Source organism: Citrobacter portucalensis, assembly GCF_002042885.1.
GTDB lineage: Bacteria > Pseudomonadota > Gammaproteobacteria > Enterobacterales > Enterobacteriaceae > Citrobacter > Citrobacter portucalensis.
In genome coordinates, this window is record NZ_MVFY01000012.1 from 134,266 (window position 1) to 146,097 (window position 11,832).

Consider the following 11,832-nt stretch of genomic DNA (forward strand, 5'->3'; position numbering starts at 1 on the left):
TAAAAAATAGTCCGATTTGTGTTTAATTTGTTTTTAAACAGTAGGTTATGTTTGCTTGTTGGCGGTTTTTCACCGCCGTTTATCGACAGGGGGAATATTTTTTTGGCTGATACTGATATTGCCGAATGATATTAACCAGCGATTGTTTGCCGATGCTGCTGGCTCAGTTTGCGGTACTGCTGCGGCGACATGCCGACAAACTTGCTGAAGGTGTCATAAAAACGGCTGCTGGATCGGAATCCGGCGGTCAACGCAACGTCGAGAATGGTTTTATCGGTATCGCTAAGCAATGCGCGGACGTGATTGATCCGCATTGCCGTGATGTACTGCTTCAGGGTGAGTTGCATTACGCGTTGGAAAATCCCCATCGCGTAGTTGGCGTTGAGCTTCACGTGTTCCGCGACGTCGTTGATGGTGAGCGCCTGATCGTAGTTGTCGGCAATAAAGCTCAGCATTTGGCTGACGTAAAACTGGGCGTGCCGCGACACGCTGTTTTTGTGGGTCCGCGAGGTTTTATTGACCAGGATAGGCTGCCAGCCGGAAAGGCTAAACCGTTTGAGCATCAGACCAATTTCATCAATGGCGAGCTGGCGAATTTGTTCGTTCGGGTTGCTCAGTTCCTGTTGCCAGCGCTGAACCTCAAAGGTGCTCAACTGCTGCGACGCCAGCGATTTGATGACCATTCCATGGGTAACATGGTTGATCAGCTCGCGATCCAGCGGCCAGGAGAGGAAAAGGTGCATCGGTAAATTGAAGATAGCCATACTTTGGCAGCTACCCGGACGCGTGAGCTGATGCGGTGTACAGGCCCAGAATAGCGTGATGTGTCCCTGTTTTATCTGCACGACTTCGTTGTTGATAAGGTACTCGACGTCACCATCAAACGGAACATTGATCTCCACCTGCCCATGCCAGTGGCTGGCAGGCATAGCATGCGGTGAGCGCAACTCGATATCCATCCGTTGATATTCTGAGTACAGCGATAGCGGGCTGCGGGTTTGTTCTTCATCGCTACTGCACATGTGCGGATCGGGAGGGAGAGGCGATGTCGGTAATGTACTCATGGTTGCTCCATTTCCTGAATTATCAGAATCATGTCATTTAACACGTATTAAGGCTGAGAATCAGGACACAAATTGGACCGTTACCATTGATCATAGCGACATTTTGCGGCCGCATACTCTGCTTTTTGGGTGATTTTGTCCCATAAACTCAGATCCAATAGGGCGCAGAGTGATGATCTGAGTTTATGGGAATGCTCAGCAGGGAAGTCGGAGGTTTTCATCTATGCGCTGTGCCACCATGACTGTGTTCACTAATGTTCTGGAGAGTCATGATGTCTGCACCCAAAATTACCTTTATCGGCGCCGGTTCCACGATTTTCGTCAAAAATATTCTTGGGGACGTCTTTCACCGCGATGCGCTTAAATCTGCGCATATCGCCTTGATGGATCTCGATCCTACGCGTCTGGAAGAATCACACGTTGTTGTGCGCAAGTTGATGGATTCTGCGGGCGCGTCTGGACGAATCACCTGCTATACCGATCAAAAAGCAGCATTACAGGATGCTGATTTTGTGGTGGTCGCTTTCCAGATCGGCGGCTATGAACCTTGTACCGTCACCGATTTTACGGTGTGTAAACGCCATGGCCTGGAGCAGACGATTGCCGACACGCTGGGGCCGGGCGGCATCATGCGCGCGCTGCGTACCATCCCGCATTTATGGCAGATTTGTGAGGATATGACCGAAGTTTGTCCGCAGGCCACAATGCTTAACTACGTTAACCCGATGGCAATGAACACCTGGGCAATGTATGCGCGCTATCCGCATATTAAGCAGGTTGGGTTGTGTCATTCGGTGCAGGGGACGGCGGAGGAGTTGGCCCGCGATCTGAACATCGACCCTGCTTCTTTGCGCTATCGCAGTGCCGGGATCAACCATATGGCGTTTTATCTGGAGCTGGAGCGCAAAACGGCGGACGGTGCCTATGTGAATCTCTACCCGGAGCTGCTGGCGGCCTATGAATCCGGTCAGGCGCCGAAACCAAATATTCACGGAAATACCCGTTGCCAGAACATTGTGCGTTATGAAATGTTCAAAAAATTGGGGTATTTCGTCACCGAATCGTCGGAGCACTTCGCTGAATATACGCCGTGGTTTATCAAACCGGGACGTGAAGATCTGATTGAGCGCTATAAGGTGCCATTGGATGAATATCCGAAACGTTGTGTGGAACAGTTGGCGAACTGGAAAAAAGAGCTGGAAGAGTACAAAACGGCTGAGCGGATCGACATTAAACCGTCGCGCGAATATGCCAGCACTATCATGAACGCTATCTGGACCGGTGAACCGAGCGTCGTGTATGGCAACGTTCGCAATGACAATCTGATCGATAACCTGCCGCAAGGCTGCTGCGTTGAAGTCGCTTGTCTGGTCGATGCAAATGGTATTCAGCCAACGAAAGTCGGGACTCTCCCGTCACATTTGGCGGCCATGATGCAAACCAATATCAATGTTCAGACCCTGCTAACGGAAGCCATCCTGACGGAGAATCGCGATCGCGTTTATCACGCGGCAATGATGGATCCGCATACCGCCGCGGTACTGGGGATTGAAGAGATTTATGCGCTGGTGGACGACCTGATCGCGTCTCACGGCGACTGGCTGCCGGCCTGGCTGCACCGTTAATACACAATCACGCCGGGCATTGTATCCGGCGTTTAACCTCTGACGTTTCCTCTTACAGAAGGCGGGCGCTGGTAACAGCGACCCGATACCCTATGAGCATATCTCTGACAACAAAACTCAGTTATGGATTTGGAGCGTTTGGTAAGGATTTCGCCATCGGTATTGTGTACATGTACCTGATGTATTACTACACCGACGTGGTGGGATTATCGGTGGGGCTGGTCGGAACGTTGTTCCTGGCGGCAAGGATTTGGGATGCGGTAAACGATCCCATCATGGGCTGGATTGTGAACGCCACCCGATCGCGCTGGGGAAAATTTAAACCCTGGATTTTACTCGGTACGCTGGCGAACTCATTGGTGCTGTTTTTGCTTTTTAGCGCACATCTTTTTGAGGGTACTGCGCAGGTCGTATTTGTTTGCGTGACGTATATATTATGGGGAATGACCTACACCATTATGGATATTCCATTCTGGTCACTGGTGCCAACCATTACGCTGGATAAACGCGAGCGTGAACAACTGGTGCCGTACCCCCGTTTCTTCGCCAGCCTTTCTGGGTTTGTTACCGCAGGCGTGACGCTGCCTTTTGTGAGCTATGTTGGCGGAGCAGATCGTGGTTTTGGTTTTCAGATGTTTACGCTAATTCTCATCGCGTTCTTTATCATTTCCACCGTTGTGACGCTACGGAATGTGCATGAGGTTTATTCGTCAGGCAGTGAGGCCACGGCAGACAGCAGCCGTATTGGGTTGAAAGCGATCGTTGGGCTTATCTATAAAAATGACCAGCTATCCTGCCTGTTAGGTATGGCACTGGCTTACAATATTGCATCCAATATCATTGCTGGCTTTGCCATTTACTATTTTACCTACGTCATTGGCGATGCAAGTCTCTTCCCGTACTACATGTCTTACGCAGGTGCGGCAAACCTGTTGACGCTGATTTTCTTTCCTCGGCTGGTAAACGCGTTGTCACGACGGATCTTGTGGGCTGGGGCATCGGTGTTGCCGGTGCTTAGCTGTAGCGTACTACTGGTGATGGCGCTGGCAGATTTCCATAATATCTTACTGATTGTTATAGCGGGTGTTTTACTGAATATTGGTTCTGCGCTTTTCTGGGTGTTGCAGGTCATTATGGTGGCGGATACCGTTGATTACGGCGAATACAAACTTAATGTTCGTTGTGAAAGTATCGCTTATTCGGTGCAGACAATGGTGGTAAAAGGTGGGTCAGCATTTGCCGCTTTCTTTATCGCGTTGATACTCGGAGTGATTAATTACGCGCCAAATGTCGCGCAGTCTGCCGAAACCATCGTTGGCATGCAGTTTATTATGATAGCGCTACCCGCACTCTTTTTTGTGGTGACCTTAGTCCTGTATTTCCGCTTTTATCGACTGAATGGCGACACCCTGCGCAGGATCCAGATCCATTTACTGGATAAGTATCGCAAGGTGCCGCAGCACCATGAGCAACCGGATATCCCGGCTATTGCGGTAGTGGCTCCAGGCGATGTGAAGGCATAGCGATGGAATGGCATTCGTTGATTGGGTATTTGGCGGCCAGCCTGACGACGCTCTCTTTCTTACCGCAAGCCATTAAGGTTATTACCACCCGCAACACGCAAGGCATCTCCGGTTTGATGTATGTGATGTTTGTGTGCGGGCTGGTTTTGTGGCTGATTTACGGATTATTGATTGAAGATACTGCCGTCAGCATGGCGAACTTTCTGACACTGTTGTTCGCCTTGCCGATTCTGGTTATCAAGTATCGCAGTAGGTAATGTAGATTGCTGGAGAAGCGTTAGCGCTCTCCGGCCGTTTTCAACTGCCGATTGTGCCAGCCCGCCAGTGCGAGGACCGTTGTTAACGCACCGAGCAGGGCGCAGAACATGTCCGACTGGGTATCCCACGGGTCACCCTGCGTGCCAAGGAAGTCATCCGCACCTTGTCCCATTGCCAGCGCCGCCCACCATTCGATGAGTTCATACATTGCGCTAATCGCCAGTGCTACGCAGCAGACCAAAAATGCCAGCATCTTACGACCACGGACAATATTGCCGCGCACTAAAATCTCTCTTGCCGTCAGGGCTGGTACCAGCCCCTGGAAGAAGTGGCCCAGCTTGTCATAGGGGTTTCGACTGAGATCCAGCCATTCCTGAACCTGAAAACCGACGGGGACTTTGGCGTAGGTATACATCCCGCCTACCATCAGAATGATGGCGTGCAAGAAAATCAACGTATAAAGCAGCTGCGTCAATGGGTACTGCTTCATGGTAGCCAGCAACAGCGGGACGACAATAATGACTGGCGTGACTTCCATCAGCCAGGTGATTTTCTCAGAGGCAGAGATACCGGTGTAGATAAGAATCAGCGCCAGGATCAATGCGCCGGTGCGCAAGATTGTGGGGTTCAGAGTGCGGAGCATTGCGAATTCACACGTAATGGAAAAGGTCACTATTCCCTGTGAACGGCAAAAATTCAATACCAGTAAATGGGGGGATAAAGTTGGCCCGGGGGGATCGCTGGACTGACGCCAAAAATTTAGTGCCAGTCCAGTGCCGGGCCGAATGGGTTACTTCGCGCAGTTAGCGCATTGTTTGCTGACGATTTGCTGGAAGAAATCGTTGCCTTTGTCATCGACCAGAATGAAAGCCGGGAAATCTTCTACTTCGATTTTCCAGATAGCTTCCATACCCAGCTCCGGGTATTCCACGCATTCCAGATGCTTAATGCTCTGCTGCGCCAGTACCGCTGCTGGTCCACCGATGCTGCCCAAGTAGAAGCCGCCGTGTTTGTGGCAGGCGTCAGTCACCTGCTGGCTACGGTTACCTTTTGCCAGCATGATCATGCTGCCGCCGTGAGACTGCAACAGGTCAACGTAGGAGTCCATACGACCCGCGGTGGTTGGACCTAAAGAACCGGACGGGTAGCCTGCAGGCGTTTTGGCCGGACCCGCGTAGTAGATCGGATGATCTTTCACGTACTGCGGCAGACCTTCGCCGGACTCAATACGTTCTTTTAACTTCGCGTGGGCAATGTCACGACCAACAATGATAGTACCGCTCAGTGACAGACGAGTAGAAACCGGGTACTGAGAGAGCTGGGCGAGGATCTCTTTCATTGGGCGGTTAAGGTCAACTTTAACCACTTCGCCTTCGCCCGCCTGGCGCAGAGATTCCGGAATGTACTGACCTGGGTTATGTTCCAGTTTTTCAATCCAGATCCCTTCGCGGTTGATCTTGGCCTTAATGTTACGGTCTGCGGAGCAAGAAACACCCATACCAACCGGGCAGGACGCGCCGTGGCGAGGCAGGCGGATCACGCGGATATCATGTGCGAAGTATTTCCCGCCGAACTGAGCACCAAGGCCGAGTTTCTGCGCTTCTTCCAGCAGTTCTTGTTCCAGTTGCAGATCGCGGAACGCCTGGCCGTGAGCATTACCTTCAGTCGGTAGCGCGTCATAGTAGTGTGTGCTGGCCAGCTTCACCGTTTTGAGGGTGCTTTCCGCTGACGTACCACCAATAACGAATGCGATGTGATACGGCGGGCAAGCTGCGGTACCCAGCGTGCGCATTTTCTCAACCAGGAAGTTTTTCAGTTTGCCGGGAGTCAGCAGCGCTTTGGTTTCCTGATACAGATAGGTTTTGTTGGCTGAGCCGCCGCCTTTGGCCACGCACAGGAATTTGTATTCGTCACCGTCCACGCTGTACAGATCGATCTGTGCGGGCAGGTTGGTGCCGGTATTCACTTCTTTGTACATATCCAGCGCCGCGTTTTGCGAGTAGCGCAGGTTATCTTCGATATAGGTATTAAATACGCCTTTGGAGAGCGCCGCTTCATCGCCGCCGCCGGTCCAAACACGCTGACCTTTTTTACCCATGATGATTGCCGTACCGGTGTCCTGGCAGGTTGGCAACACGCCCTTGGCGGCGATTTCGGAGTTTCTCAGGAACTGCAGCGCCACGTACTTATCGTTTTCGCTGGCTTCGGGATCATGGAGAATTGAGGCGACTTGCTGTTGGTGTTCTGGGCGGAGCATGAAGGAGGCATCGTGGAAGGCTTGCTGGGCCAGTAGCGTAAGTGCTTCAGGGGCTACTTTCAGGATTGTTTCGCCTTCAAACTCGCCGACGCTGACGTGATCGGATGTCAGCAGGTAGTACTCAGTTTTGTCTTCCCCCAGTGGGAAAGCCGCCTGGTAAGTGAATTCAACTTTTGACATTTGCTTCCAGCCTTTTCATTTTTCTCAGGAATTTTAAAATTCTCTGTGTCTTCATGGTGGCGTGCCGTACCAACGTGGACGGCACGCGAACTGTGATTACAGGAAACCGTACATTGCGGCGAAGATCCAACCAAAGACACAGGATACGCTTACGCCGATCAAGCCAGGCAGAATGAAGCTGTGGTTGATAACGAAGCGGCCGATGTGGGTGGTGCCGGAACGGTCAAACTGGATTGCAGCCAGATCGCTCGGGTAGGTCGGCAGAATGTAGTAACCGTAACATGCCGGAGCAGAAGCCACGATGTACGCGGGATCAACCCCGATTGCCAGCGCGACCGGAACAATCGCTGCCAGCGCCGCTGCCTGGGAGTTTACAAATTTGGATACCAGCAGCAGAACAATTGCATAGGCCCACGGATACTCTTTCACCATATTGCCCAGCACACCTTCGATTTCTGTCATGTGCGCGCCGAACATTGTTTCGGCCATCCAGGCAATACCGTACACCGCCACAATCGCGATCATACCGGAACGGAAGACTTCGTTTTTAGATATTGAAGCGGGATTGGTCTTCGTCAGGATAATAATCAGCGCACCGGTCAGCAGCATGAACATCTGGATAACCAGCACCATTGACAGCGGTTTGCCGCTAAAGGTAGGACGCAGCTCAGAGAACGCGCCAAGCACGGCAACAACGGCGATAGCGGCCAGGAAGATCCACATGGCCAGCCAGTTGCTTTTCGGCAGCTTTTTGTCTAACAGCGTGGCGGTATCGCCATACACATAGTTGTGGTTTTCAGGTACGGAAATGAACTTCTGGAACTCTTCATCTTTATCCAGATCCTTACCACGGAACCAGCTGAAGATACCGATCGCCAGGATACCCAACAGGGTAGACGGGATGGTGATGCTGAGCAGGTCGAGGAATTCGAGATGCTTGCCTTCAAACGTTACGTTACCCAGCATTGCCACCAGTGACACAACGGCTACAGAAACCGGGCTGGCGATAATCCCCATCTGTGCACCGATAGAACTCGCCGCCATCGGACGTTCCGGGCGAATATTGTTCTTAATGGCAACGTCATAAATGATTGGCAGGATGGTGTATACCACGTGCCCTGTACCGCAGAGAATCGTCAGGGTGCAGGTAACGAAAGGTGCGACGATGGAAACGTATTTTGGGTTACGGCGCAGCAGCTTTTCAGCGATTTGCAGCATAACGTCAAGGCCGCCGGAGGCTTGCAAGGTTGCCGATGCGGCCACCACGGCAATAATAACCAGCATTACATCTACAGGTGGTTTACCCGGCTGGAGATGGAAAACGAAAACCAGAATGACCAGGCCGATACCGCCTAATAAACCCAGCGCGATACCGCCCTTTCTGGCACCATAAAACAAACATATTAATATTATGAGAAGTTGTATACTAAATAACATTTTATTTACCCTCGCGAAAAACCCAGTCAATTTTTTGAAAAATGGATCTGTGCCACATTCTTTTTTGCCAGAATAAGCATCAAAAAATGGTCAGTATTCGATATGTCCGTATTTGCGATTAATGTTCAAATGTCTTGCTAGAATGTTTTTTCAAATTTATGGAAATATTTAGCTTTTTTCTGTGGCTTTGATCAGAGGAGAAAATCCTCAGGCGATGGGAAGCAGAGCTGGGCATGGAAAGCTGCGGTTGACGCTGTAATTTATCTGTTTTGCGTTTTCCGCTATTACGTGAACCACCGACAGAATGGGTGAGTAGATTATTTATGTGATCACGGTCACGCCATCTCATAATGTGATGAGGTCGGCGTGCGGATACTTTTATTTGCTCACAAAAATGTACGGTGTCCATGGTACGTAGCATGGTCTCCATTGCTACCAGTCTAGATTTTTTATGTCTGGTTAATTTCAGACTAATCCTTTATGGGTAAAAATACACACTCTGCGAGTTAGATAATACTTAATTAACTTTTGTTAGCGATTTTGAAATTAAAAACAGTGTGATGGTTGTCAATATTAAAATAATACATTTAACATGCCGGATACAAATATATTTGATCTAACGCAAATTTATAATTTTACAGTGCCAGCTGGTGAAATTGGGATTTTTCATTATTTTAATAATTGTTACTTTCAAATAACAAATAATCCCAAGTGTATTTATTGGCAATATTGTTTAAGCAATGAGTAGTGTTCAGCCTGCACGCGATAACGATAAACAGGTCTGCCGGTCACGCCATAATGGATGCTGGTAAATAAGATGTGACAATTGACGAGCCAGATAAGGTATTTACGGCAAGAGACGCGCGAGATATTGACCTCGTTGGCCAGCTCATCCGTGGAGAACTCCTGATCCTGGTGCTCATCAATCCACTGACACAGCGTGCGTAACGTTTGTGGAGTTAATCCTTTAGGTAAGCGCCGTGCTTCCTGTTCATTGGAAGAGCTGCCGTGAATCAGCTGGTCAAGCTCAGACTGTTCATAATACTGATGCTTGTCCATCTCATTTTTCTTGTGCAGCCAGCCGGTGAGCGCCTCTTCAAACCGGGAAGCCTGGAAAGGTTTGATCAGGTAGTCAACAACACCGTAGTGAAGTGAATCTTTGATGGTGGTGGCATCAGCGGCGGAAGAGATGACGATGACATCACACTTGCAACCTTCGCTGTGCAGAACCGGTAGCAGGTCCAGACCGTTTTCTTTTTGCATATAAATATCTAGCAAAATCAGATCGATATGATGACCGCTATGAAAGATTATCTCTTTTGCTTTCTCCAGCGTGGAGGCTGTGCCGCAGCAGTGAAAACCGGAGAGTTGTGCGACATAACGGCGGTTTAATTCCGCTACCATTGCATCGTCATCGACAATTAAGACATTGATCATCTGCTGGCCCTCTCACCATTCCACGGTAACTGTACAAAAAATTGGGTGAAGATCCCTGGTTCAGACTCGACGGAAATATTACCGCCAACGTTTTCAACCTGTTGTTTAACAAGCGCTAAACCAACGCCCCGTTCGGTTCCTTTTGACGAAACGCCCTTCTCAAAGATATGCTCAATGTTTTCGGGGGCAATCCCCGGACCATCGTCATTCACTTCGCAATGCAACCAGCCGTGTCGATAATGCAAGGATACGCTGATCTCACCACCAGGTTCTTGACCTAGCGCCTCCAGGGCGTTTTCAATCAGATTCCCCAGAACGGTAATCAGTACCGCCACCTGATCTTCGTTGCTATTTTCCGGTAACTGGCTTTCATTGCTAATGACCAGACTATGGCCTAAATCAGATGTGCGATTAATCTTACTGAGTAAAAATCCTGCGATCACCGGTGATTTTATTTTTCCTAACAGTGAGCCAATTTCTTCCTGATAATTGTTTGCGGTCTTCAGGATGTAATTTTCAAGCTGCTTATAACTTTTCAGATGCAATAATCCCAGAATCACGTGCAATTTATTCATGAATTCGTGGGATCGTTCACGAAGTGCGTCGGCATAGTTGACCATACCATCCAGACGTTGCATTAGTTTTCGGACTTCAGTCTTATCTCTGAAGGTTGAAATGGCACCGATGATTTTACCGTTGCTGAGTACCGGGACCGTGTTAATTAAGAGTAGCCGATCCTTCACCATGATCTCTTCATCGCGGCGCGGCGTTCCGTCATGTAGTACCTGTGAAAAATCGACCACCTGTGACCACGCATGGCTGAGTGTGGAGAGCTGGGCATCATCTTGTGATTTGTGATAATCCAGCAGCTCCTGCGCCGCCTGGTTAATCAGCGTCACCTCACCGCACTCGTCAACGGCAATAACACCTTCCTTTATAGAGTGCAGCATCGCCTGGCGTTGTTCGAACAGATTGGAGATTTCATAAGGCTCCAGGCCAAACAGAATGCGCTTGAGGACTTTGACAAATACCCATGTGCCGAGTAGCCCAACCAGTACACCAAATAAGATGGACCAAAAGATGCTGCCGCGGCTGTTATTGATCTGCTCAGTCACCCGGCTTAGCTCAAGGCCGATCGACACCACGCCAATCTGCCGATGATGTTCGTCATAGATAGGAGTAAATACACGTAGAGCTTTAGCCAGGAATCCGCGATTAATGGCGACATTCTCTTTACCTTGCAGGGCCAGCAATATGTCATCACCTTTAAATGGCTGACCGATTCGCTGCGCTTCGGGATGGGAGTAACGAATGCTTTGCATATCAGTGACGACGATAAACAAAAAGTCGTTGCTCTTATTCACCGCCTGGGCAATCGCCTGAATGCCGCTTTCCTCGGGCTTTTTCATTAGGCCCTGGCGGATCTCCGGAGAGTTGGCTAGCGTTCGCGCGACCGCAAGCGCTTTACTCGCTAAGGCATCGCGCGTCATGTTGCTGATCTGCGAGAAATAAATCAGATGAACGACAAGCAGCACGGAGAAGAGTACTGCACTAACCATGAGGATCACGGTGGTGCCAAGCTTCATTGGGCGTTTACGTATAGCAGTACGTTGCAGGGAGTATCTCATCACGGTCCTGAAATCACGGTTTGTGCGGGTATTATTGCCTGATGGGGTGCGTAATTCAAAGGTGGTAGGGATTATGGCGCTTAAGTTGTCAGTCCTTCTTCTTTATATAGCGTAGAGTGAATTTCTTTCTATATAGAGGTTTTCATACCGATTCTCTCCCTTTTTAGGGACGCTTACAGATAATTTCCTTACGATTGTGGATAACTCTGTGTGTAAATGGGTATAAGGCGGGATTTTGCTGTGGAATGCAGCAGTCAGTCATTTTTCTGTCATTTAAGGGTTGCGGGCCGCAGGAAACTCCCTATAATGCGCCTCCATCGACACGGCGGATGTGAATCACTTCACACAAACAGCCGGTTCGGTTGAAGAGAAAAACCTGAAAATGAGGGTTGACTCTGAAAGAGGAAAGCGTAATATACGCCA

9 protein-coding genes are annotated in these 11,832 nt (G+C 49.7%); 3 read left to right on the forward strand and 6 right to left on the reverse strand.

What is annotated here, in order from left to right:
- Nucleotides 1-131: 131 nt before the first annotated feature.
- Nucleotides 132-1,064, reverse strand: coding sequence for a transcriptional regulator MelR (gene melR / locus BZK40_RS17975; protein WP_003826756.1), 933 nt, complete (start codon nt 1,062-1,064; stop codon nt 132-134).
- Between the two features lie 269 nt (nt 1,065-1,333).
- Here melR and melA point away from each other — a divergent pair, with 269 nt between their 5' ends.
- The 3 genes from melA to BZK40_RS17990 all read left to right on the forward strand — a co-directional run bounded on the left by melA (nt 1,334) and on the right by BZK40_RS17990 (nt 4,469).
- Nucleotides 1,334-2,689, forward strand: coding sequence for an alpha-galactosidase (gene melA / locus BZK40_RS17980; protein ID WP_008786970.1), 1,356 nt, complete (start codon nt 1,334-1,336; stop codon nt 2,687-2,689).
- Nucleotides 2,690-2,781: 92 nt separating this feature from the next.
- On the forward strand, nt 2,782-4,212 hold the full coding sequence (gene melB / locus BZK40_RS17985; protein ID WP_079935049.1) for a melibiose:sodium transporter MelB: 1,431 nt from the start codon (nt 2,782-2,784) through the stop codon (nt 4,210-4,212).
- Between the two features lie 2 nt (nt 4,213-4,214).
- Nucleotides 4,215-4,469 (forward strand): SemiSWEET transporter, encoded by a 255-nt coding sequence (locus BZK40_RS17990; protein ID WP_032942140.1) that lies wholly within the window; start codon nt 4,215-4,217, stop codon nt 4,467-4,469.
- Between the two features lie 20 nt (nt 4,470-4,489).
- Here the strand turns inward: BZK40_RS17990 and BZK40_RS17995 are convergent, their stop codons facing one another.
- The 5 genes from BZK40_RS17995 to BZK40_RS18015 all read right to left on the reverse strand — a co-directional run bounded on the left by BZK40_RS17995 (nt 4,490) and on the right by BZK40_RS18015 (nt 11,409).
- Entirely contained in the window at nt 4,490-5,113 is a 624-nt protein-coding gene (locus BZK40_RS17995; RefSeq protein WP_048215100.1) for a DUF2238 domain-containing protein, read from the reverse strand.
- 147 nt (nt 5,114-5,260) lie between these two features.
- Nucleotides 5,261-6,907 carry a class I fumarate hydratase FumA gene (gene fumA, locus BZK40_RS18000; protein WP_008786974.1) on the reverse strand — a complete coding sequence of 549 codons (1,647 nt, stop codon included), beginning with the start codon at nt 6,905-6,907 and terminating at the stop codon, nt 5,261-5,263.
- A 96-nt stretch (nt 6,908-7,003) separates the two neighbouring features.
- Nucleotides 7,004-8,344, reverse strand: a complete 1,341-nt coding sequence (gene dcuB, locus BZK40_RS18005; protein WP_003031873.1) for an anaerobic C4-dicarboxylate transporter DcuB — start codon at nt 8,342-8,344, stop codon at nt 7,004-7,006.
- Nucleotides 8,345-9,061: 717 nt separating this feature from the next.
- Nucleotides 9,062-9,781: a two-component system response regulator DcuR gene (gene dcuR, locus BZK40_RS18010; RefSeq protein WP_008786975.1), complete on the reverse strand. Its 720-nt coding sequence runs from the start codon at nt 9,779-9,781 to the stop codon at nt 9,062-9,064.
- The gene (locus tag BZK40_RS18015; RefSeq protein WP_079935050.1) at nt 9,778-11,409 is read right to left on the reverse strand and encodes a sensor histidine kinase; all 1,632 of its coding nucleotides are present in this window, start codon (nt 11,407-11,409) and stop codon (nt 9,778-9,780) included. Before BZK40_RS18015 ends, dcuR begins: the two co-directional genes overlap by 4 nt.
- Nucleotides 11,410-11,832 lie beyond the last annotated feature (423 nt).